Source organism: Halothiobacillus sp. (assembly GCF_027346185.1).
In the GTDB taxonomy this organism is placed as follows: Bacteria; Pseudomonadota; Gammaproteobacteria; order Halothiobacillales; family Halothiobacillaceae; genus Halothiobacillus.
Map to the genome: position 1 here is coordinate 24,940 of NZ_DAIESY010000035.1, position 22,481 is coordinate 47,420.

Here is a 22,481-nt window from a genome sequence, read left to right on the forward strand (position 1 = left end):
AAAGTGTCCGAGCGGTGATCAGGAGCGGTATTCGGCATTGATCTTGACGTAATCGTAGGAAAAATCGCAGGTCCAGACCCGATCCCGCGCCGAGCCGCGACCCAGTGTGATGCGCATGGTGATCTCATCGTTCTTCATCACCTCTGCGGCACGCGCTTCGACATAGGCCGGATCACGACCACCATCGCGAACCACTTCGACATCCCCCAGCCACAGACCGATTTTATTGACGTCCAGATCATCGATACCGGCGTAACCGATCGCCGCCAGAATCCTTCCTAAGTTCGGATCGGAAGCGAACAGCGCCGTTTTGACCAACGGGCTGTGCGCGATGGCTTTGGCGATTTGAACGCATTCAGCGCGATCACGCCCTTGTTCGACCTCGATGGTGACGAATTTCGTCGCACCCTCGCCATCGCGAGCGAGTGCCTGTGCCAGAAAGACACTCACCTCGGCGACAGCTGCGTATAACGCGTGATAATCGGCGCTGCCGATGGTCTCGACCAGCGGGGCATCCACCCGACCATTCGCCATCAAAATGAACGAATCGTTGGTCGAGGTATCGCCATCGACCGTGACGCGATTGAAGCTCTCATTGGTCACCTCGTTCAGCAGGTGCTGCAACACCCCTACCGGCACGCGGGCATCAATGGCCACATAGCCCAGCATCGTCGCCATGTTGGGGTGAATCATCCCCGAACCCTTGGCAATCCCGGTTACCATCACCGTCTGTCCTCTGATCTGACAGGAGGCAGTGCGTCCCTTGGCGACAATATCGGTCGTCATGATCGCACCCGCCGCACGTAGCCAGTTGTCTTCGGCCAGGTTCGCCAGAGCCACAGGAATACCCGCGATAATCCGGTCGGCGGGCAAGGATTCCATGATCACGCCCGTGGAGAACGGCAGAATCTGATCTTCCTCGCAACCCAACTCGTTGGCGAGTGCCACACAAACCTGGCGGGCACGAGCCAACCCGTCCTCCCCGGTACCCGCATTTGCATTGCCGGTATTGATCACCAGCGCGCGCGGCGTGGTCGACGCAAGATGGGATCGGCATAACTGCACAGGCGCGGCACAGAAGCGGTTTTGCGTGAACACGCCGGCTACCGTCGCCGTTTCGGGCAGGCGGATCACCAGAACGTCATCTCGATTGGCTTTGCGCACACCGGCCTGTGCAACACCGAGCCCAATGCCGGGAATGGGCGTCAACGAACCGACGACGGGCGGGGTTAATCCAACTGGCATAGCTTTTTACCTCGATTCAACAACAAAACGACCCCATAAGAGGTCGTCGAATTAAGTCGTCTGTCACGGTTGCCTCAAGCGGCGCTTACCGTGCGGACATGGCTGCCATCACGCCCAGCAAATCATTGGCTGGCAAGCCGTTGATGGTGAGCTGTCCGGCATTGAAGGCAAAATTGGTCGACAACATGCCATTGGACTGCGTGACGTATCCTTTCTGTACCATTTGCTGCAGTTGCTGCTCATTCGTCGCTTGACGATCCGGTCCGGCTTCGGACTGAGCCGCATGATAAACCGCTTCGGGAATGCTGAAATCCCCTTTCATGTCCAGAAGATTGAGCAGCGATATCAGATTATTCATCCCTTCATTGCCATGCCCCGGTGGCAACTCTGCGGAGAAATGCATGGCCACGGTACCATCCGGCAGTTTGAAGCTGATCGGGTCAATCTCAAATTTCGGCCCCGCATTCAACAAGGCGGGCAGATGCGTCATCACACTCATGGATACCGCATGTTTGATTTTATCCGGATCACCCATGGTCTGCTTTTGCGCAAGCTGTGCCTGCTTAACAATGTCTTCAAGCGCGGGGGCGTCAATTCGCGAAACGCCATACTTGAATTTCAGATCCTTCATCGTGCGGAAAGCTGGCGGCGCGGCAGAAAAGTCAGCTTCAGCCACATCCAAGCCGACATCAACGGCGAAATCATCGCCGGTTCGCAAAGAGCGACTCGTCAGGGCCAATCCTAAAACAGTTCCCTCGTTACCCACAGTCAACGAAGCAACCTTCATCGCAAACTGGCTATTCCAGGCAATGTGGCTTTTCTTGTCCATCACCCCGTCAGCATCAAGGGTAATACCCTTGAAAGCAGCCGATTGAGGCATGCCCTTTTCGTCTTTCTGACCGGTGATGTTCAGCGAATCGAACGCTGCGGCATAGGTGAATTTCCCGCTCGGCGCCGTATCAATGGTCATCTTGCCACCGCTGAACGCCACTTGAGGTTTACTGATGGGCGCAAATTCACCCTCGGTATGAGAGCCACCAAAGATATTGAGCGCCGTATTCAGCAGGACCGGCTCTTTCCCTGAAAAGAGTTGCTCAACCTGAGGCTTGATATCCGCATCCGGCACCCAAACGGTTTGAATCGTGGCATACCGGCCATCTACCCCAGGAATCTGATTGATGGTCTGCTTAAAATGAATTAAATAGCGCGTGCCATCTGCGGCAGCCAGTGTGACATGAGAGGTTGCTGTCGAACTCAAATAGCCTCGCTGATATGAGTCCAGCGACCAGGTGATACCATCAGAGAGTCCCGGAAGCGCACTGACCGATTGCATGCGCTTTTCGATCACCATGCCGGAAACGTAAGGCGCTGCCGCAATACCGGCGACAATGACCACACCCAGCCCCACCGCTAATTTGTTCATTCTTTCCATTCCTTGATTATGAGTTCTTTGCACCAGCCAACGGCCCTGTACCGTAGGCCCGGAACCGTAGGCCCAGAACCGTAGACCCAGTGTGACAAGACTAATTTAACTTTCCGTGGCAGTGTTTGTATTTTTTGCCCGAACCACACCAGCAGGGATCGTTACGCCCCAGCTTCGGCTCCTGGCGAACGGGTGTGCGGCCTTCGGCATCCGATTCAGATTCTGATTCGGAAAACTCATCCATCGATTCGTGCCGCATCTGTAACCGGCTCTCGTCCAGATACTGGGCTTCGACCACATCATCAAGCAGGTTATCCATCACTACCTCGCCCTGATCGGGTGCCGGGGCGATGGACAGACGGCTCAGGATTTTCACGACTTCCAGATTGATTTCATCCAGCATGTGGCTGAACATCTCGAAGGCTTCGCGCTTGTATTCCTGCGTCGGATTTTTCTGTGCATATCCGCGCAGACCGATGCTTTGACGCAGGTAATCCATCGCGGCGAGATGCTCTTTCCAGTGCCCATCCAGCACCTGCAGCAGAATGCCTTTCTCGAACTGACGCAGCGCTTCTGCGCCCACGATGGCTTCCTTGACGCTGTAATCTTCTTCCATGGTGTCAATGATCTTGTCGAGCAGCGTCTCGGCATGGAGATCCTTGTCGGTGGCCAGCCACTCGGCAATCGGCATCTGCTGGCCGAAGTCTTCGGCGAGCGTTTGGGTCAGCCCCTCGATATCCCACTGTTCTTCCAGTGCTTCGGGCGGCACAAACCGCGAGAAGACATCGGCCATGACCTCACGGCGCATCGGGATGATGATCGCCTGAGTTTCGGTGGTGGCCATGACGGCACGGCGCTGATCGTAAATGACCTTGCGCTGTTCGTTGGCAACGTTGTCGTAATCGAGCAGATGCTTACGCTGGTCGAAGTTGTGTCCTTCGACCTTGCGCTGCGCGTTCTCGATGGCACGGGTCACCCAGGGGTGCTCGATCGCCTCGCCCGCCTGCATGCCCAGTTTCTTCATCAAACCGCCGACCCGGTCGGAGGCAAACACGCGCATCAGGTTGTCTTCCAACGACAGGAAGAAACGGGTTGATCCGGGATCGCCCTGACGACCCGAACGGCCGCGCAACTGGTTGTCCACACGGCGGGATTCATGGCGCTCGGTGCCGATGACATGCAAACCGCCCGCAGCCACTGCTTCGTCATGCCGAATCTGCCAGGCCGCCCTGACCTTGGCCTTGTCCTCTTCCGTCGCTTCGCTACCCAGTGCAAGTATTTCCTGTTCCAGATTGCCGCCCAGCATGATGTCGGTACCGCGGCCGGCCATGTTGGTGGCAATGGTCACCGCGCCCGGACGACCGGCCTCGGCAATGATCTCGGCCTCGCGCTCATGGTGCTTGGCGTTCAGCACGTTGTGTGGAATCTTGGCGCGGGTCAGTGCCGCCGCGACAATTTCGGAAGATTCGATCGAGGCAGTACCGACCAATGTAGGCTGGTTACGCGCACGCGCCGCTTGCACATCCTTGACGATGGCTTCGTATTTTTCCGCCTGCGTGAGGAAGACGAAATCACCCAAGTCGTTACGCTGTACCGGGCGATTGGTCGGGATTTGCACCACTTCCAAATTGTAAATTTCGGCCAGTTCGCGGGCTTCGGTATCCGCTGTACCGGTCATACCCGATAGCTTTTTATACAGGCGGAAATAATTCTGGAAGGTGATGGACGCCAGTGTCTGGTTTTCCGGCTGAATCGGCAATCCTTCCTTGGCTTCGATGGCCTGGTGCAGACCTTCCGACCATCGGCGGCCAGCAAGTGTCCGCCCGGTGAACTCATCGACAATAACCACTTCGTTGTCACGAACAATGTATTCGACATTGCGGCGGTAGATGGCATGGGCCCGCAAGGCCGCATTCAGATGACTGAGCAGCATGATGTTGTGCGCATCGTAGAGGGACTCGCCCGGCTCCAGCAAACCGATCTGGATCAGCAGGTTTTCCGCTCGCTCGAAGCCCTGCTCGGTCAAAAACACCTGTTTGTTCTTTTCATCGACAGTGAAGTCGCCGCGCTCTTCGTCGGTCAACGGCGGCTCGTCATCTTTGGGTTCTTCGCGTGCCTGCTTCTTGAGCTCGGGAATCAGACCGTTGATTTTCAGATAGGTATCGGAAGAATCCGCCGCCGGGCCGGAAATGATCAAGGGCGTGCGCGCTTCGTCGATGAGGATCGAATCCACTTCATCGACGATGGCGTAGACCAGATCGCGCTGCATGACGGCGTCCTGACTGAAGGCCATGTTATCCCGCAGATAATCGAAGCCGAGCTCGTTGTTCGTAGCGTAGGTCACATCACAACGATAGGCATCGTATTTACTGCGGTTGTCCATGTTCGGCACAACCACGCCGATCGACAGCCCCAGCGCGTTGTACAGTCGCCCCATCCATTCGGCATCACGCCGTGCGAGGTAATCATTGACGGTGACCACATGAACGCCTTGCTTGGTCAAGGCATTGAGATAAACCGCCAAGGTCGCGACCAGGGTCTTACCCTCACCGGTTCGCATCTCCGCGATCTTGCCCTGATGCAATGCCATGCCGCCAATCAGCTGAACATCGAAATGGCGCATACCCAGCACGCGCTGGCTCATTTCCCGGCAAACGGCGAAAGCTTCGGGCAGCAACTGATCCAGGGTTTCACCGTTCTGCCAGCGCTGGTAAAACTCATCGGTCTTGGCACGCAATGCGGCATCGTCCAATGCCTGCATCTTAGGTTCCAGCGCATTGATCTCGGCGACACGTTGCTGCATCTGCTTGATAACGCGGTCATTACGGGTGCCAAAAATCTTCCGGACAATACTTGCGATCATGAACAAAACTTTCCGTTGTAGGGATAGGTGGACGCAAAAAAAACGCCACAGCGAGAAGCGGCTGGTCTGCGGCCTGCACAGCCTGCAACCCCAGCCTGATCTGGGCTTCGAATGGTACGGCAGATGAGCCTGAATTGGTAGCGAACCGCTCGTTTTTCAACCCCAAATCGGCTAAAAAGCCATTAAAAGCAATAAGGGAAGGTCTGCACAAATGCAGGCCTTCTCGTGCAGGGCATGGAAGCCCTGCCGCACTATGACATAAGTCATTGAAATGCGGAGCACAAGACGGGCGTGAACGCATAGCTGCTGGCGTCAGCCCACCGGCTTGTGAACGCGAAGCTGGCGCAAGCCCGTTTCTGAACGCGGGCTTACTCCTGCTTAGCATTGAGCTGGCGTAAGCCCGCGAAGCCATGGATGGATTCGTGCAGAGATTCCTAAGGAACCTCTGAATAATTCAGAGGTTCCGCGCGGCACAAGGACGTGCCGCCATTTTCAATCACGTTTGTGATTGAAAATGAAGCAAAGCAAAAGTCACATCTTTTGCTTTGCGTGCTCTGAGAATTCCAGGATGGAATTATTCAGAGCCTCCCTAAGGGGCCAGATTGATAAGTCATTCAACTCAAGCAGCAAACCCCGTACACTCTCAAAGAACGATTCAAGAGCCTGTCCATGCCTTGCGAGCCTCTGCCATGAAATCAAACCTGCACGATGTTCTAAAACCCTTCGCAGCCCGCGCGGGGCAGATACGCATGTTTGATTTATTCCTGCTGGAGGTACTACCGCACAATCTTCAGGGCCGAGTGCGTGTTCTCAATGTCCGTGATGGCGTACTGGTTCTTGGGGTAGATCATGCGGCACTCGCAACACAGACTAGGTTTCAGGCACCGCAATGGCTGGGGCGGCTCAATCAGGCCGCGCAAAAGGAAGGGAACCTCCCTGCCCTGACCACTGTGGAAATCCGGGTTGCTTCAGAAGAACGGTTACTCAAACCGCCCGAAAAAAAGCACAGGGAACTTACAGAAAGTGCCCGCGCCTCACTGCGCGCCTTGGCAAAACACGAACCGGACGCTTCATTGGCAAGCACGTTGCGGCGACTGGCTGAGCTCGGAACAAAACCAACTGCCAAAGAAAACTAAAAACCCCTACGTTCAGAGGGGTTTACATACGCGAACCAACTTAAAGTCCTTTCGACCGAATTTCAGGCCAATACTCAGAGTGCCATCTGGGCAACGGGGCGGGCAAACGACACCGGCGGCAGTTCTTCACGCTCGAAAGTCACGCGCTCAAATGCATCCGACTGAGCCAACAATGCACGCAGCAACTGATTGTTCAGATAGTGCCCCGACTTATGGCCCGTGAACGCGCCGATTACACTGCAACCCAGCAGATACAAATCGCCGATGGCATCAAGGATTTTGTGTTTGACGAACTCATCTCCGTAACGCAAACCATCTTCGTTAAGGATACGCGAGTCACCCACGACAATCGCATTCTCGACGCTACCGCCCAAGGCGAGATTACGTTTGCGCATCATTTCCAGATCGCGCATGAAGCCAAACGTCCGCGCACGCGCCACTTCCTTGACAAAGGTCGTCGAGGAAAAGTCGATTTCGGCCAGACGCGCGGAATCTTCCAATGCCGGATGATTGAAATCAATCGACATTGCAACCCGGAAACCGTTATGTGGATCGAAGCGCACCCAACGATCGCCATCGAGCACTTCAACCGGCTTGAGGATGCGAATGAACTGCTTGGGCGCATCCTGCTCCTCGATTCCGGCAGACTGGATCAGGAATACAAACGGGCTGGCACTGCCGTCCATGATGGGCATTTCCGGGCCATCAATCTCGATATGGCAGTTGTCGATACCCAACCCCGCCAGTGCGGACATCAGGTGCTCAACGGTAGAAATTTTCACACCGTCCTTCACCATCGTCGTGGAAAGTTGGGTTTCCCCCACGTTGAAGGCATGACCGACGATATGAACAGGCTCATCGAGATCGGTCCGGTGAAAAACGATACCCGTGTCCGGCGCCGCTGGACGCAGTGTCAACCGAACCTGCTCACCGGTGTGCAGGCCGATACCGGTCGCCCGTATGCTGTTTCGTAATGTTCGTTGATGAACCAAGGTGATACCCCATGACAGATTTATGGCAGATTATCGCACGTCCCCACTCGGACATGAATGCCTTAATTTGTTAATACCCAAAAAATTAGCTCAATAAAGGATTATTGGTAATTCACATGGTGTGCTATTCGAACCAAATCGAGCCAAAAATGCCACAGAAAAAAACCCCCGACGGGATGTGCCGATCAGGGGGGCTTTCTAGAACTTAAGTGCTAAGTGATGGTTTGTACGATTAGATTAACAAGCGATTCAGCCGTGTTACGAAGTCGGCTGCATCACTCAAATGCCCACCTTCCGCCAACGCCGCCTGACCCAACAGAACACGGGCGATATCTTCAAAACGCGCATCGTCTGTCTCGTTCGCAGCACGCTGCAACAGTTGATGCTGCGGATTGATTTCCAGAATGGGCTTCACAGTCGGTGCCGCCTGACCCGCTTCTTTCAGCAAGCGCTGCAGATGCAGGCTCATTTCTTCTTCCGTTGTTACGAGGCAGGCCGGAGAGTCGACCAGACGCTTGGAGACACGTACATCATCGACTTGGTCACCCAGGGTTTTCTTGAGGCGCTCGACCAATGCGTCCTGAGTTTCCTTGGCTTCCGGTTCCTCTTCGGCAGTCTCGTCAAGGCTCAACTCGGCGCGCGTCACGGACTTGAATTTCTTGCCTTCGAATTCTGTCAGCTGCGACATCAGCCATTCATCAATGCGATCCCACAACAGGAGCACTTCAATGCCTTTCTTGCGGAAGATTTCCAGATGCGGGGAGGCCAGCGCCGCGGCGTAAGAATCAGCGATGATGTAGTAAATCTCATCCTGGCCTTCCTGCATGCGCCCGATGACCTCTTTGAGGCTGACATTCTGCTCGTCCGACCCCGCCTGGGTGGAGGCAAACCGCAACAATCCGGCGATCTGCTCGCGGTTACCGAAGTCCTCACCCACACCTTCCTTCAGAACCTGACCGAAGGTGCCCCAGAACTTGGCGTATTTCTCCGCATCGTTGGACGCCAATTGTTCGAGCAGGCCCAGTACCCGCTTCACGGAACCCTGACGAATCGTGTCCAGCACCCGGTTGGACTGGAGGATTTCACGAGATACGTTCAGAGGCAGGTCAGCCGAATCGATCACACCGCGCACAAAGCGCAGATAGCGGGGCATCAGTTTTTCGGCGTCATCCATGATGAATACACGCTTCACATACAGCTTGACGCCCTGCTTGGATTCGCGATCCCAGAGGTCGAACGGCGCGCGCGCCGGGATGTAGAGCAAGGAGGTATATTCGGTCTTGCCTTCGACCCGGTTGTGCGTCCACGCCAGCGGCGCTTCCCAGTCGTGTCCGACATGCTTGTAAAACTCAATGTATTCCTCATCGGTAATTTCCGATTTCGGACGAACCCACAAGGCCTTGGCGTCATTGACGCGTTCCCATTCAGGCGCCTTGGTCACGCTTTCTTCTGCGTCATCGGCCTTCGGCGCGGGCACTTTCAGCATTTCGATGGGGAAGGTGATATGGTCGGAGTATTTGCGAATCGTCGAGCGCAGACGCCAGTCATTGGCGAAATCAGCGTGTTCCTCGCGCAAATGCAAGACAATCTTCGTGCCGCGATCAGGCTTCTCGACTGTCTCAAGCGTGTATTCGCCTTCGCAACGGGAAGTCCACTTCACACCATGCTCCGGACCCATGCCCGCCCTGCGGGTGGTCAGAGTGACTTCATCGGCGACAATGAACGCGGAGTAGAAACCCACACCAAACTGACCGATTTGCGACAGATCTTTTGATTTATCCTGCCCCAGCTTCTGGATGAAGGCCTTGGTGCCGGAACGCGCGATGGTACCGATATTCTCGATTACTTCATCCCGGTTCATCCCGATGCCGTTGTCTTCGATCGTGACGGTCTTGGCGGCTTCATCGAAGCTGACCCGAATACGCAACGACTCATCACCCTCGTACAACGCATCATCGGATACGGCCTCGAAACGCAACTTGTCACATGCGTCGGAGGCGTTGGAAATCAATTCCCGCAGGAAGATTTCGGGATTGGAGTACAGAGAGTGGATCATGAGCTGCAACAGCTCTTTGACTTCGGTCTGGAACCCCCGGGTTTCTGTCTGACTCATAAACTGTTCATCTCCACTAAAAATCAAAGGCAAAAAAACACCCCAGCGTTGTAGGGACGCTGGGGTGTTTTTCAAGAGCAATGAAGTAATGCTTCGCCAGGTGGGCTTTTGCTCAGCCGCTTGCCAAGTCATGACTCCGGGATGAACACCCCGGAGTCAAAACGCACTAAGCGTGAAACAAGATCAGCCCAGTTTTTCGCGAATACGCGCTTTCTTACCAGTCAAGCCGCGCAGGAAGTAGAGCTTGGCGCGACGGACGTCACCACGACGCTTGACTTCAATTGAAGCGATCGCAGGGCTATGCGTCTGGAACACGCGCTCCAAACCTTCGCCGTATGAAATTTTTCGCACGGTGAACGCGGAGTTGATGCCGCGATTGCGGATCGCAATCACCACGCCTTCAAACGCCTGCAGACGCTCACGTTCGCCTTCTTTCACCTTGACCTGAACAACCACTGTGTCGCCGGGGGCAAACGCAGGAATCTCACGGTTCATTTGCTCGGCTTCGAGCGCTTGAATGATCTTGCTCATCACTTAACCTACCTAACTAGTCGTTCGTTTCGTCGACATGCTGCCATGCTGACGTTAATAATGCCCGGGATCGCTCATCGACCCCGTACTCATAAAAAAGATCCGGCCTTGCCCGCGCCGTACCTGATATTCGTTGCTGCGCTCGCCACTGTTCAATGGCCGCGTGATTTCCCGAGCGCAGCACCGCGGGAATCTCCAAACCACGCCACACCTCGGGGCGGGTGTAGTGCGGATGATCAAGCAGATTCGTTTCAAACGAATCCTGCACGACGGACTGCGCATCACCTAACACCCCCGGCAGCCGCCGGGCAATGGCATCGATGATCACCATGGCTCCCAGCTCTCCACCGGAAAGCACATAATCACCGATCGATATCTGCTCATCGACCATCGATTCCAGAATCCGCTGATCAATACCTTCATACCGACCACAGACGAGAATCAGATCCGACAATGCCGAAAGTGTCTCGACCTTACCCCGATCCAGGCGTTGACCTTGCGGCGACAGGTAGACAACCCTTGCCCCTGAGTTTTCACCAGGGAGCGACTGCCTGGCCGACTCGATGGCTTCGGCCAGCGTCTGGGCCATCAGCAACATCCCCGGACCACCGCCGAACGGGCGATCATCCACCGTACGGTGACGGTTGGTGGCAAAGTCGCGCGGTGAAATCATCGTCAGCGCCAAAGCACCCGACTCAACCGCCACCCGCGGCATGCCACTCGCACCGACCGCCGCAATCAGCTCAGGAAACAGCGTTACCACGGCAATATTCATGCGGTCCCCGCTTCAAGAAACCGTCACCGGCTGTACACGAGTCGGGGCTGATTAAAAATCAGGATCCCAATCCACCACGATCAGACGCTGATCGAGATCGATCGAAACCAGCACGTCATCCGGTATGAACGGGATAAGCCGTTCTCGCTGACCCTCGCCGCCCACGACAAGGACATCGTTAGCGCCGGTTTCGAGCAATTCCTGCACCACACCGAAATGCTGGCCGGATACATGTTCCACACGACACCCGGTGAGGTCGCGCCAGTAATATTCGCCTTCAGCCACCTTGGGCAGCGCGTCAATCGGCACATAAATCTCGGCCCCGGTCAGCGCCTCGGCCTGGGTTCGATCATCCACGCCTTCCAGCTTGGCGACGATACCCTGGCTCTGAGCCGCAAATTTGGTGACTCGATACCACGCCCCATCTTTCCCGACCCCGCCGCCATCGACGGGAGGCCGGATAAACCACTGACGGTACTGAGTAATACCCTCAGCAGGACGCGTATAAGTGGTTATCCAGCTCCAGCCTTTAACCCCGAATGCACGCCCCACTACGCCGATCACCACCGATTCGGCGGGACTAGGCGGTTTTAACACGGTGCGATTAAGCAGCTGCGGCTTGCTTGCTGCTCTCACGGAGCAGGGCCACTACACGCTCGCTGGGCTGCGCGCCTTGACCAACCCAATGCTGAATACGCTCGACATTGATTTGCAGGCGAACTTCGGCACCACGCGCAACGGGGTTGAAGAAACCAACACGCTCAATGTACGCACCGCTGTCACGGGCGTTGCGGCTGTCGGTCACTACCAGATGGTAAAACGGACGCTTTTTGGCGCCGGTGCGAGCTAAACGGATCGATACCATGGGTCAATTTATCCTGTGTATATAAAAGAAGGCGGAGCAGGAACGAGCGCGCCACGCCTTTCAAAATTCAAGGCGCGTGATTTTACGCAAGTTTTCAAAAAAATAAAGCCTTACTTGTAAAAACGTTTTCCAGATGGTGTCCCCATCCTGCAAATAGTTCAACAATCAGATTGTATACGGGTCGCGCAGAACGATGGTTTCATCTCGATCCGGCCCGGTTGAAATGATATCCACCGGCACACCGACCAATTCCTCGATACGTTGAATGTAGCGACGGGCCTCGACGGGCAGGTCTTCCAACTGACGGATACCAACGGTTGAACCCGACCAACCGGAGATTTCTTCATATACCGGCACGCAGCGAGCGTAGGTTTCCGCACTCAACGGCGCGGTCTTGACCGGCTGCCCGTCGATCTCATAACCAACACAGACCCGGATACGCTCGATACCATCCAGCACATCCAGTTTGGTCAGGCACAGACCGGAAATGCTGCTGATTTCGACCGCCCGACGCAGGGCGACCGCATCAAACCAGCCACATCGGCGAGCGCGTCCTGTCGTGGCACCGACTTCATGTCCCTTGATGGCAAGATGGCTGCCGATTTCATCATCCAGCTCGGTAGGGAATGGGCCGCCGCCCACGCGTGTGGTGTAGGCCTTGGTAATGCCGAGCACATAGTCAAGCTCCAGCGGCCCGACACCCGTACCCGTGCAGGCGCCACCAGCCGTAGTGTTCGATGAAGTCACATAGGGGTAGGTGCCGTGGTCAATATCCAGCAGGGTGCCCTGTGCGCCTTCGAAGATGAGGTTTGCCCCCTGTCGACGCAGATCCTTTAGCCGACTGGGGACATCTGCGACCATGGGTGCAAGAATTTCTGCCTGGGACAGAACCTGATCCAGCACCTCCTGAAAATCGATCGTGGACGTATGAAAATAATTTCGCAGAACGAAATTATGAAAATCCAGCACCTCGCCCAATTTCGCAGCCAACCGCTCCCGATGAAAGATATCTTCCAGTCGGATCGCACGGCGAGCGACCTTATCTTCATAGGCGGGGCCAATGCCCCGCCCCGTTGTACCGATCTTGGCCGCACCTCGGGCCTGCTCACGGGCCTGATCAAGGGCAACGTGATACGGCAGGATCAGCGGGCAGGCCTCGGAAAGCATTAAGCGTTCACGGGCAGGTACGCCCTGTGATTCAAGCTCGGACATTTCCTTGATCAGGGCTTCGGGCGAGAGCACCACACCATTACCGATCAGGCATTGCACGTTCTCGCGCAGTACGCCTGATGGAATCAGATGCAAAACCGTTTTCTTCCCGCCGATAACCAGTGTGTGCCCAGCATTGTGGCCGCCCTGAAAGCGCACTACCGCCTGCGCCCGCTCCGTGAGCAGATCAACGATTTTCCCCTTGCCCTCATCACCCCACTGGGAGCCGAGTACAACAACACTTTTACCCATGATTGGTATCACCCATTAAATGCCATAAATCGTTTGTGCCATCGCCCTGCCGAATCAGTTGCGGCGCACCGGCTGGTGCCGGCTGCGCAGTCATCACGACACGACGCCCGCTCGCCCGCAAGCGCTCAACGGCGGCAATCAGAGCGGCATCGGCATAATCGGCGGGCGCATAAATCGTGGCGTCAATCGTCTCTTCACCATGGAAGAAGCGCAGCAACTCTCGCAGGTCCGTGGAGAATCCGGTGGCAGGACGGGCACGACCGAACGCTTTACCGACATCGTCATATCGTCCGCCGCGGGCAATCTCTCGGCCCACACCGGGCGCATAGGCTGCGAACACAAGTCCGGTCTGGTAGTGATAACCATGAAGCTCGGACAGGTCGATCAACACATCGACCTTAGGGAAGTTCCGCTCAATGCTGGAGCCAATAATCGCCAGGCGTTCAAGCGCACGCTGCATGTCTGATGTCATCACATCGGCCAGCAGCGCTTTTGCTTCAGACAATACTGTTGACCACTCACCATTGAGCTGGGTCAACAAGGTCAGAGCATGGCCAACCGACGGGGAAATCTGCCGGGCCGCCAGCAGGGGCTGGATATCTGCTGTGGATTTGCGCTGCAAGGCATCGCGTGCGATCTCTTCATCTTCATCATCGAAGCCAGCCGCTACCGCCAACGCACCGAATACATCCACATGACCGAGATCGAGAACGATCCGATCCACGCCCGCTTGTTCCAACTGCCTCAACATCAGGCTGATGATCTCAAGATCGCCCTCGACACCTGCCACACCGTACAATTCCGCACCGACCTGCATTGGGGTGCGACTGCCACCCAACCCATCCGGCCGCGCACGAACAACCGTCCCGAGGTAGCAGAGTCGACGCTCTGCTTCGGGCTTCATGCTGTGCGCGTCGATCCGGGCAATCTGCGGTGTCATGTCGGCGCGAAGACCAAGCTGTCGACCAGTCAGGCCGTCAGTCATCTGCAAGGTATCTAGCACAAGATCCCGGCCCGAACCCACGAGTAGCGAATCCACAAATTCAACCAACGGGGGAATCACGAGATCGTACCCCGCCACATGAAACTGGTGCAGCAAGGCGGTGCGCAGCTGTTCTACCCGGCGCGCCTGGTCTGGCAGCAACTCATCAATACCCGCGGGTAAGGCCCAGCGGGAGAGTTTATGTGACATACAACTTCCTAAAACTCGGGTTCACCCTGAAACAGAATGGGCATGTTATACCCCCAATGCTCAGGCACAAAAAAAACCAGGCGAGCAAACCACTCACCCAGTTTGAAATCATGAGATTGAATCAATGGCGCGACAACATCACCAATACCGCTCCCACCACCAATAGCACGAATGCGATAGCACGCAATGCCCTGTCCGGGGTATTGGCGATTTGCTGCACGGCCTGTCGATAACTTCGTGGACTGACGAACGGCAACAGCGCTTCGATGATCAACACCAGACCCAACACTTGCAACCACCGGTCATCCACAACAATCGCCCCTCTGATTTCTCCTGACATTCCTCAGTTTTTTACGCTTGGCTCTTGCGAATCACGAAAATACTTGAAAAACGGGCTATCAGGATTCAGCACGAAGGTACCGCCGCCCTGATCGAAAGCCTTTTTGTAGGCTTGCAGGCTGCGATCGAATTCAAAGAACTTCGGATCTTCGCCGTAAGCCTTGGCATAAGTCGCGGCCGCTGCCGCATCACCGGCGCCTCGAATTTCAGCGGCCTGACGTTCCGCCTCGGCGATGATGACCACACGTTCACGATCTGCCGCCGAAGTAATCTTCTTGGCCTGCTCCTCACCACGTGAGCGGATGGACTGGGCGACAGCAGAACGCTCTTTCTCCATCCGGGCATAGACAGATTGGCGCACCTCTTTGGGCAATTCGATCTGCATGATGCGGACATCACTGATTTTTACGCCCAGGCCACCGATATCGCGGTTGGTCGTATCGATCACGCTTTTCATGAACAGATCGCGATCACCGGAGACCACTTCATTCACTGTGAGGCTGGAAATCTGGCTTTTCATGGCATCACGGACGATCTGATCCATCCGGTTCATGGCGATTCGTTCGTCGCCACGGGTCGAGCGATAGAAATCAGCCGCGTTCACGATTTGCCACTTGATGTAGTAGTCGATGATCAGGTTTTTCTTTTCGCTGGTCAAAAAACGTTCCGGCTGCGAGGTCATCGTGAGCACGCGGCGATCAAAGAGCTTGACGGTGTTGATGAACGGCAGCTTGAAGTGCAGACCGGGATCGAACTTGTCCTTGACGATTTCACCCAGACGGAACTCCAGGGCCGATTGATACTGCTTGACCTCGAAGGTAGCGGTGGCAAACAGGAACACACCGATCACCACGATTGGCAGAACGACACGATTGATTAGGTTCATGGTGCACTCCTCGAACGCAGATTGCCCCGGTTATCGCTGGAGATTCCTCCTGCTGCGGTGCCGTTGTCCGCCTGACTGGGCAGGCTCGGCAGCGGCAGGCTGTCGATATCGACAGCCTTGCCTGACGGCACACGTGCATCATTTGAGCCCAACGGTAAATAGAACACGTTGTTGCCCGAACCGGAGTCGACCACGATGCTCTTATTCTTGGACAACACGCCTGAAACAGCATCCAGATACATGCGTTCGCGCGCAATATCCGGTGCCAGCTTGTAGGACTTGAGCAGTTGTTCAAAACGGGAGGCATCACCCAGCGCTTCATTCGTCACCTTGGATTCGTAACCCTTGGCCTGCTCGATGATCTGCGCGGCATTACCTCGTGCACCCGGCACGACCTTGTTGGCGTAGGCTGAAGCTTCACTGATGTAGCGCTGCTCATCTTCACGCGCACGGATGGCGTCTTCGAAGGCGGGCTGAACGGCTTCCGGTGGCTGGATGTCCTGCAAGTTGACCGACTGAACCTTCAGGCCGGTGTCATAGCCGTCGAGCAGATTCTGCATACGATCACGCACCAGACTGACAATTTCGGCACGGCCTTCGGTGAGCACGTTATCCATTTTCTTGGAGCCAATGACTTCGCGAATCGCGCTTTGCATGACATCGGAGAGCGTACCGTCCGGGTCACGCACGTTGAACAGGTAACTCACAGGGTCGGTGACCAGAAACTGGCTGCCGATTCTGACTTCGACGATATTCTCATCGTTGGTCATCGCAGTCATCTTGAGCTGCTTGTCGCGTAATTCATCGACATTCACCTTGACCACCGTCCCGATGGGATATGGCAGATGCCAGTGCGGCCCCGCGCGGGTGGTATCGGTGTACTTGCCGAACTGCAGCTCCACTCCGCGCTGTCCGGCATCAATGATATAGATACCGGAAAGCAGCCAGACGACGACCAGCAGCGCCGCGACGATCGCGATACCTTTGCCGCCGCCGACACCACCCATAGCGCCACCAAATTTTTTCTGCAGGCGTTCGATCGCTTCGTCGATATTGGGCGGTTTGCCGCTGCGGCGCGGATTGGACCAAGGATCATTATCCTTGCCGCTGCCGCCAGGTTCATTCCAAGCCATAGGTACTTACTCCGGAAAATTCGGCACGACCGTTGTGCGCCATATAAAAAATCGAACAAAACTAGAATTCAAAATGACGCATAAGTTTAGTGATGGCATCCATAAGTCGCAAGTCAAACGACCAAATTCGCCGTCGAAACGACCAGACGCCGTACGCCAAACACCTCGAAACTAGGCAGGCGCCGCCAAACATACCTCAAGCTCAGGATGATGCTTTCTCCACTGAGCCCAACGGGCTTGTGTGAGCGAGAGTGTCAATTGCCAGCCGGGTTGCTGCCCCGCTTCATCCTGCCAGTTTTCGGTGACGATGGCCCCCTCGTTCAGCCAACGGGCGCGCAACCCACCAAGGCTTGCGGGAAGAAACAGGTTGATAGTAGTCCGCGTCGGGCGCAGGCGTTCGCTCAGCGCTTGGCGCAATAAATCCATGCCCAAGCCTGATTGCGCCGACATCCAGACCCGGTCGATCTCCCCTGCTTCATTGCGGCTGATCTCAGGCGCTCGATCTTCGAGTTGATCGATCTTGTTCATTACAGTGATCCGCGGCAATGTATCGGCACCGATCTCCTTGAGCACGACCTCGACATCCGTCATTTGACGATCCCGTTCCGGGCTGGCCGCGTCGACCACATGAATCAGCAGATCGGCTTCGAGCGTTTCCTCCAGCGTGGAGCGAAACGCGGTGACCAGTTCATGCGGCAGATGCCGGATGAATCCCACGGTATCGGCCAGAACCATCGGTTCGCCCGGCGCGAACTCCAGCCGCCTCAACGTGGTGTCCAGCGTGGCGAAGAGCTGATCGGCGGCGAATGTACCCGCTTCTGTCAGCGCATTGAATAGTGTGGACTTACCGGCATTGGTATAACCAACCAGCGAGACCAGCGGCACCTGGGATTTCTGCCGCGTTTTACGGCCTTCCTGTCGCTGGCGCCGCACCTTGGCGATGCGCTCCTGCAACTGCTTGATGCGGTCGTGGATCAGGCGTCGGTCCATTTCGAGCTGGGTTTCACCCGGCCCACGCAGACCGATCGAACCGCCGCGCTGGCGCTCAAGGTGCGTCCAGCCCCGCACGAGGCGGGTGGAAAGATGCTTGAGTTGCGCCAGTTCGACTTGCAACTTGCCTTCATGCGAGCGAGCGCGCTGGGAGAAAATATCCAGAATCAGCCCGGTGCGATCAAGAACGCGGCATTGCAGCACCGCTTCCAGATTGCGTTCCTGCGACGGCGACAGCTGGGCATTGACCACCACAAGATCGGCTTCAGTATTTTTAACCAGATCGGCCAGTTCTTCGGCCTTGCCTTTGCCGATGTATAACCGCGGGTCGGGGGCTTCGCGACTGGCCAGACATTCTCCGAGAATTTTGGCGCCGGCCGAATCCACGAGTTCACGAAATTCATCGAGGTCTTCCGCGCGGCTCTGCTGACGGGAGACAACGTGAAGCAGGACGGCGCGTTCGCCGCCCTCATGCCGTTCAAAGAATTGCATTAAGGTGCTTCGTCTCCTGCAGGCTCTTCTTTTGATGCCGGCTTGCCGCCGAACTCATCGTCGAAGTCGATGTGGATTTCACGCGTCGGCACAATGGTGCTGATCGCGTGCTTGTAGACCAACTGACTCACGTTGTTCTTGAGCAGTACGACAAAGTTATCGAACGAGTCGATTTGCCCCTGGAGCTTGATGCCGTTGCGAAGGTAAATAGATACGGGCACATGCTCGCGGCGCAGCGCGTTCAAATAGGGTTCTTGGAGAGACTGGGCTTTTGCCATTTTATTTTCCTCAATTGTAATTGGCAGCTTCCGATGCAAGACGCGCGGGATGGTGTTCATTCACTGAATATTCACCCGAATCGGCAGGCAATCATCGATCGACGCATCTTGATTCTTACAGTAAGAGCGTAACACGTCGGCGCGATTTCCTTTTCACAAGATATCAACACGTGGATCCGAGTGCCTGCCTCAGATTCCCACCGCTCAACCAAGTTCCCCGTTGGAGATGATTTCTCCGAGTGCCGACATGAAGGCACCCCGTTCTTCCGTCGGGTAGAACCGCGTTAGCGTTTGGCCACGCATCCAGGTGACCTGACGCTTGGCCAGTTGTCGGGTGGCCGTAATCGCACTTTGGCGCATCTCATCGTAATCCACCCTGCCATCGAGATAATCCCAGACTTGGCGATAACCAACCGCGCGGATCGCGGGCATTCCGGGATGTAAGTCACCGCGCGCCCGCAAGGCCGCCACTTCATCCACGAAACCTGCCGCCAGCATCTCATCGAACCGATCTGCCATCGCCTCGCGCGCATGGGCACGGGAGGCGGGCCACAAGCCGAAACGATGCACGGCCCGACCAAGCAACGGTGATACCGGCGGATGCTCGTGCTGCCACTGACTCAAGGAACGGCCGGTCGAGCGGAATACTTCAATGGCGCGACCGATCCGTTGCGGGTCGTTCGGATGAACCCGCGCCGCGGCTTGAGGATCGAACGACTGGAGTTGCGCGTGCAGCGCGGGCCAGCCCAAACGCGCCGCTTCGGCCTGAACCTCGGCGCGCACGGCGGGATCGGTCGACGGCAGTTGCGAAATGCCATCAAGCAACGCCTGAAAATACATCATGGTGCCACCCACCAGCAAAGGCACCTTGCCAGCCGCTTCGGCCCGCTCGATCGCCGCCAGCGCATCGCGACAAAACGCACTGACCGAATAGGTTTCAGCAGGATCGCAAATATCCACCAGTTCGTGCGGAAACTGCGCCAGTACCTCGGCTTGCGGCTTGGCCGAACCAATGGTCATCTGTCGATAGATCATCACCGAATCAACGCTGATTATCTGCACAGGGAATCGCGCAGCCAATTCGAGCGCCACGGCCGTTTTCCCCGAGGCCGTGGGCCCCAAGAGGGCAAGAATCGGTTTTTGCCCCGGCTCCGCATCGTGTGGGGTGGACGTTGCCTGCATTACTGCCCCCGCATGAACAGTCGATCGAGATCGGTCATGGAAAGTTGTCGCCAGGTGGGCCGCCCGTGATTGCACTGGTCGGCCCGCTCGGTACGCTCCATGTCCCGCAACAAGGCATCCATTTCCGGGCGGGTGAGGATGCGATTGGCACGCACCGAACCGTGGCAGGCCATGCGGGAGAGCACGGCATTGATCGGCTCGGTCAACACGGCCTGAGGTTGCCCCCAGTCCGGTTCTTCTTCGCTCAACGCGGACAACAGCGCACGGGCAAGCGCTTCGGCATCGGCATGACGCAACAAGGCAGCCAGGGCGGTTACGCGCACCCGAGTCGGCGCCACGCGCGCCAGCACCACACCCAGACGGGCGAAGGCCTCAGCCTGGGCTTCATACTGTTCCGCTTCGAATTCCGTCACGGAGAATGTCACAGGCAGCAATAATGGCTGGATGGTCAATTCTTGTGCTGCATAGGCCTTTTTCAACCGTTCGTAGGTGACGCGCTCAGCGGCAGCATGGGCATCGACGATCACCAACCCCTGCGCGTTCTGCGCCAGAATATACACGCCATGCAGATGCGCCACAGCATAGCCCAAGGGCGGCATGTCCTGTGTGGGTTGCTCTGTTTGTGCAGGTTCTTGAACCGATGACAGGCGCTCATCAACCGATTGCGGCGGCGCGGCACTCGCGGCAAGCAAGTTCAAATACCCCTGAGCAGAAGAAGCTGAAGCGGGCAAGGACCGCGCAACCGAACCCTGCCAGCCGCTCGTTCGCCTCTGTGGCTCCATCTGCCCGCCAAACGAGACCGTACCGGCCGAAGACTCATTGACCGGTTCCGGCGAAACTGGCACAGCAGCACCCTGAGCCAGCGCCCGATGGATTTCACGGAAAATAAAATCCTGCACGGCACGTGCATCACGGAAACGAACTTCTGCCTTGGTGGGATGCACATTGACATCAACCGCACGCGGGTCGAGATCGAGCGCCAGCACATAGGCCGGCTGACGGGCGTGGTGGAGCACGTCGGCGTAAGCGCGTCGGATGGCGAAGCCGATCAGCCGATCGCGGACGATACGACCATTGACAAAAAACAACTGCTGATCGGTTGTCGAACGGGCATAGGCCGGGTCGGCCACCCAGCCGCTCAGACTCAAGCCCGATGCCGCGGAATCGATCCGTCGGGCTCGGTTGAGAAACTCCGCGCCCAGCAATGCCTCGATGCGTGAGGGCATCTGCTCCGCCAACTGTGTGTGAGCAAGCGGCGAGAGTTCGAATACGAGCCGCCCCTGATGCGTCAGTGAAAAGCCAATCCCGGGATGGGCCAGGGCGAATCGACGCATGAGCTGGTCGATCTGGGAAAATTCGGTACGCTCGGTGCGCAGGAATTTACGGCGCGCGGGTGTGTTGTAGAACAGATCGACCACCGTGACCGTGGTTCCGACCGGATGCGCGGTCGGGCGACATTCCAGCGATTCGTTGGGGCTTAGAATCCAACCATGTGCATCGCGCTCGCGACGAGAAGACATGCTGACTTGCGCAATCGAGGCAATACTCGCCAATGCTTCTCCCCGAAAGCCCATGGTCGCCACCGATTCGAGCTCATCGAGCGTGCGGATTTTACTGGTGGCGTGGGCGGCGAAGGCAAGCGGAAGGTCTTCCACAGACATGCCGCAACCATCATCGCGCACCTCGATCAGGCGAGAACCGGCTTCTTCGATACGAACGTCGATTCGCCGGGCACCCGCATCAATGGCGTTCTCAACCAGCTCCTTGACCACGGATGCCGGGCGCTCAACCACTTCACCAGCAGCGATTTGATTGACAAGTTCGGGGGGTAGTTGGGCAATTTGCGACATGGCCTTCCTGTGTTTCGATCATATCGGTAACGATACCGTTAGATTCAAGCGCGCATTGTCTCTGCGTCACTGAAAATTACAAAGCGCAAATAAAAAAGGCCGCCAAAGATCGTTTAGCAGCCAGAAATCGATGGAGCCTCAATGCGGCTTTGCTTAGCTTAACCCAGTGCAAAATCAAAGCATGGCGTAGCGCGTTCCTTCAGGTGCACGCTCGGCATAGTAGGTATTAATCCCGTCAAGAATCGAGCGCGCAATTTCATTTTGGTAGGCGGCCGTTCTCAAACGCCTTTCCTCTTCGGGATTACTGATGAATGCGCTTTCAACCAGAATGGAGGGGATGTCGGGCGATTTGAGCACGACAAAACCGGCCTGCTGAACACGGCGGGAATGCAAATCGGTGACACCGCCAATCTGGCTCAATACCCGATGGCCAAAATCGAGACTGTTCTCCAGCGTTTTCGTTTGCGAAAGATCCAGCAGGACGGAAGCCACATCCTGATCGTGGTCGGAAATCGAAGCTCCGCCCACAAAGTCGGCTTCGTTTTCACGATTTGCCATCCAGCGCGCCGCTTCGGAAGTCGCACCGTGCTGACTCAGACAGAATACCGATGCGCCCCGCGCCGAGGTGACCCTGAACGCATCCGAATGAACGGAAATAAACAGATCGGCCTTGGAATTGCGCGCGATGGCAGTCCGTCCCCGCAGATGGATGAATTTATCAGAATCGCGCGTCAT

The 22,481-nt window shown here is 56.4% G+C and carries 20 protein-coding genes; 1 reads left to right on the forward strand and 19 read right to left on the reverse strand.

All coding sequences use genetic code 11. The features are described 5' to 3' along the window. Positions 1-18: 18 nt before the first annotated feature. The 3 genes from argJ to secA all read right to left on the reverse strand — a co-directional run bounded on the left by argJ (position 19) and on the right by secA (position 5,531). The gene (argJ, locus tag M7R55_RS02680; protein WP_298218283.1) at positions 19-1,245 is read right to left on the reverse strand and encodes a bifunctional glutamate N-acetyltransferase/amino-acid acetyltransferase ArgJ; all 1,227 of its coding nucleotides are present in this window, start codon (positions 1,243-1,245) and stop codon (positions 19-21) included. Positions 1,246-1,330: 85 nt separating this feature from the next. Next, entirely contained in the window at positions 1,331-2,668 is a 1,338-nt protein-coding gene (locus M7R55_RS02685) for a YdgA family protein (protein WP_298218284.1), read from the reverse strand. Positions 2,669-2,768: 100 nt separating this feature from the next. Next, complete coding sequence (gene secA, locus M7R55_RS02690; protein WP_298218285.1) at positions 2,769-5,531, reverse strand: preprotein translocase subunit SecA; 2,763 nt, start codon at positions 5,529-5,531, stop codon at positions 2,769-2,771. A 689-nt stretch (positions 5,532-6,220) separates the two neighbouring features. Here secA and M7R55_RS02695 point away from each other — a divergent pair. Then, positions 6,221-6,667, forward strand: a complete 447-nt coding sequence (locus tag M7R55_RS02695; protein WP_298218286.1) for a DUF721 domain-containing protein — start codon at positions 6,221-6,223, stop codon at positions 6,665-6,667. A 74-nt stretch (positions 6,668-6,741) separates the two neighbouring features. On the opposite strand, the gene lpxC is transcribed toward M7R55_RS02695, so the two are convergent. From lpxC to M7R55_RS02775, 16 genes are all read right to left on the reverse strand, one after another. Next, on the reverse strand, positions 6,742-7,659 hold the full coding sequence (gene lpxC, locus M7R55_RS02700; RefSeq protein WP_298218287.1) for a UDP-3-O-acyl-N-acetylglucosamine deacetylase: 918 nt from the start codon (positions 7,657-7,659) through the stop codon (positions 6,742-6,744). A gap of 232 nt (positions 7,660-7,891) precedes the next feature. Further along, the gene (gene htpG, locus M7R55_RS02705; RefSeq protein WP_298218288.1) at positions 7,892-9,772 is read right to left on the reverse strand and encodes a molecular chaperone HtpG; all 1,881 of its coding nucleotides are present in this window, start codon (positions 9,770-9,772) and stop codon (positions 7,892-7,894) included. Positions 9,773-9,955: 183 nt separating this feature from the next. After that, positions 9,956-10,303: a 50S ribosomal protein L19 gene (rplS, locus tag M7R55_RS02710; RefSeq protein ID WP_290680679.1), complete on the reverse strand. Its 348-nt coding sequence runs from the start codon at positions 10,301-10,303 to the stop codon at positions 9,956-9,958. 16 nt (positions 10,304-10,319) lie between these two features. Next, positions 10,320-11,078 (reverse strand): tRNA (guanosine(37)-N1)-methyltransferase TrmD, encoded by a 759-nt coding sequence (trmD, locus tag M7R55_RS02715; RefSeq protein ID WP_298218290.1) that lies wholly within the window; start codon positions 11,076-11,078, stop codon positions 10,320-10,322. A gap of 51 nt (positions 11,079-11,129) precedes the next feature. Continuing rightward, positions 11,130-11,675, reverse strand: coding sequence for a ribosome maturation factor RimM (rimM, locus tag M7R55_RS02720; protein ID WP_298218291.1), 546 nt, complete (start codon positions 11,673-11,675; stop codon positions 11,130-11,132). A 7-nt stretch (positions 11,676-11,682) separates the two neighbouring features. Further along, positions 11,683-11,943, reverse strand: a complete 261-nt coding sequence (gene rpsP, locus M7R55_RS02725; RefSeq protein ID WP_298218294.1) for a 30S ribosomal protein S16 — start codon at positions 11,941-11,943, stop codon at positions 11,683-11,685. A gap of 165 nt (positions 11,944-12,108) precedes the next feature. Next, entirely contained in the window at positions 12,109-13,404 is a 1,296-nt protein-coding gene (locus tag M7R55_RS02730) for an adenylosuccinate synthase (protein WP_298218295.1), read from the reverse strand. Then, complete coding sequence (locus M7R55_RS02735) at positions 13,397-14,596, reverse strand: ATP phosphoribosyltransferase regulatory subunit (RefSeq protein WP_298218296.1); 1,200 nt, start codon at positions 14,594-14,596, stop codon at positions 13,397-13,399. Before M7R55_RS02735 ends, M7R55_RS02730 begins: the two co-directional genes overlap by 8 nt. 121 nt (positions 14,597-14,717) lie before the next feature. Further along, positions 14,718-14,906: a DUF2065 domain-containing protein gene (locus tag M7R55_RS02740; protein WP_298218298.1), complete on the reverse strand. Its 189-nt coding sequence runs from the start codon at positions 14,904-14,906 to the stop codon at positions 14,718-14,720. Positions 14,907-14,939: 33 nt separating this feature from the next. Continuing rightward, positions 14,940-15,821: a protease modulator HflC gene (hflC, locus tag M7R55_RS02745; protein ID WP_298218299.1), complete on the reverse strand. Its 882-nt coding sequence runs from the start codon at positions 15,819-15,821 to the stop codon at positions 14,940-14,942. Continuing rightward, entirely contained in the window at positions 15,818-16,954 is a 1,137-nt protein-coding gene (hflK, locus tag M7R55_RS02750; RefSeq protein ID WP_298218301.1) for an FtsH protease activity modulator HflK, read from the reverse strand. The genes hflC and hflK overlap by 4 nt, the downstream gene beginning before the upstream one ends. A gap of 171 nt (positions 16,955-17,125) precedes the next feature. Beyond that, the gene (gene hflX / locus M7R55_RS02755) at positions 17,126-18,436 is read right to left on the reverse strand and encodes a ribosome rescue GTPase HflX (protein WP_298218303.1); all 1,311 of its coding nucleotides are present in this window, start codon (positions 18,434-18,436) and stop codon (positions 17,126-17,128) included. Continuing rightward, positions 18,436-18,714: an RNA chaperone Hfq gene (gene hfq, locus M7R55_RS02760; protein ID WP_012824867.1), complete on the reverse strand. Its 279-nt coding sequence runs from the start codon at positions 18,712-18,714 to the stop codon at positions 18,436-18,438. The genes hflX and hfq overlap by 1 nt, the downstream gene beginning before the upstream one ends. A 204-nt stretch (positions 18,715-18,918) precedes the next feature. Further along, positions 18,919-19,896: a tRNA (adenosine(37)-N6)-dimethylallyltransferase MiaA gene (gene miaA, locus M7R55_RS02765; protein ID WP_298218306.1), complete on the reverse strand. Its 978-nt coding sequence runs from the start codon at positions 19,894-19,896 to the stop codon at positions 18,919-18,921. Then, entirely contained in the window at positions 19,896-21,746 is a 1,851-nt protein-coding gene (mutL, locus tag M7R55_RS02770) for a DNA mismatch repair endonuclease MutL (protein ID WP_298218308.1), read from the reverse strand. Before mutL ends, miaA begins: the two co-directional genes overlap by 1 nt. 174 nt (positions 21,747-21,920) lie before the next feature. Then, positions 21,921-22,481 (reverse strand): N-acetylmuramoyl-L-alanine amidase (locus M7R55_RS02775; protein ID WP_298218310.1); only part of this gene is annotated, 561 nt, incomplete at its 5' end.

What these genes read in the sequence shown, in the direction of transcription:
- mutL (WP_298218308.1), bottom strand. Translation starts at nt 21,746, where the DNA reads ATGTCGCAAATTGCCCAACTACCCCCCGAACTTGTCAATCAAATCGCT.
- hfq (WP_012824867.1), bottom strand. Translation starts at nt 18,714, where the DNA reads ATGGCAAAAGCCCAGTCTCTCCAAGAACCCTATTTGAACGCGCTGCGC.
- trmD (WP_298218290.1), bottom strand. Translation starts at nt 11,078, where the DNA reads ATGAATATTGCCGTGGTAACGCTGTTTCCTGAGCTGATTGCGGCGGTC.
- rplS (WP_290680679.1), bottom strand. Translation starts at nt 10,303, where the DNA reads ATGAGCAAGATCATTCAAGCGCTCGAAGCCGAGCAAATGAACCGTGAG.
- M7R55_RS02695 (WP_298218286.1), top strand. Translation starts at nt 6,221, where the DNA reads ATGAAATCAAACCTGCACGATGTTCTAAAACCCTTCGCAGCCCGCGCG.
- rpsP (WP_298218294.1), bottom strand. Translation starts at nt 11,943, where the DNA reads ATGGTATCGATCCGTTTAGCTCGCACCGGCGCCAAAAAGCGTCCGTTT.
- htpG (WP_298218288.1), bottom strand. Translation starts at nt 9,772, where the DNA reads ATGAGTCAGACAGAAACCCGGGGGTTCCAGACCGAAGTCAAAGAGCTG.
- M7R55_RS02685 (WP_298218284.1), bottom strand. Translation starts at nt 2,668, where the DNA reads ATGAACAAATTAGCGGTGGGGCTGGGTGTGGTCATTGTCGCCGGTATT.
- hflX (WP_298218303.1), bottom strand. Translation starts at nt 18,436, where the DNA reads ATGCAATTCTTTGAACGGCATGAGGGCGGCGAACGCGCCGTCCTGCTT.
- M7R55_RS02735 (WP_298218296.1), bottom strand. Translation starts at nt 14,596, where the DNA reads ATGTCACATAAACTCTCCCGCTGGGCCTTACCCGCGGGTATTGATGAG.
- argJ (WP_298218283.1), bottom strand. Translation starts at nt 1,245, where the DNA reads ATGCCAGTTGGATTAACCCCGCCCGTCGTCGGTTCGTTGACGCCCATT.
- M7R55_RS02730 (WP_298218295.1), bottom strand. Translation starts at nt 13,404, where the DNA reads ATGGGTAAAAGTGTTGTTGTACTCGGCTCCCAGTGGGGTGATGAGGGC.
- secA (WP_298218285.1), bottom strand. Translation starts at nt 5,531, where the DNA reads ATGATCGCAAGTATTGTCCGGAAGATTTTTGGCACCCGTAATGACCGC.
- hflC (WP_298218299.1), bottom strand. Translation starts at nt 15,821, where the DNA reads ATGAACCTAATCAATCGTGTCGTTCTGCCAATCGTGGTGATCGGTGTG.
- miaA (WP_298218306.1), bottom strand. Translation starts at nt 19,896, where the DNA reads ATGCAGGCAACGTCCACCCCACACGATGCGGAGCCGGGGCAAAAACCG.
- hflK (WP_298218301.1), bottom strand. Translation starts at nt 16,954, where the DNA reads ATGGCTTGGAATGAACCTGGCGGCAGCGGCAAGGATAATGATCCTTGG.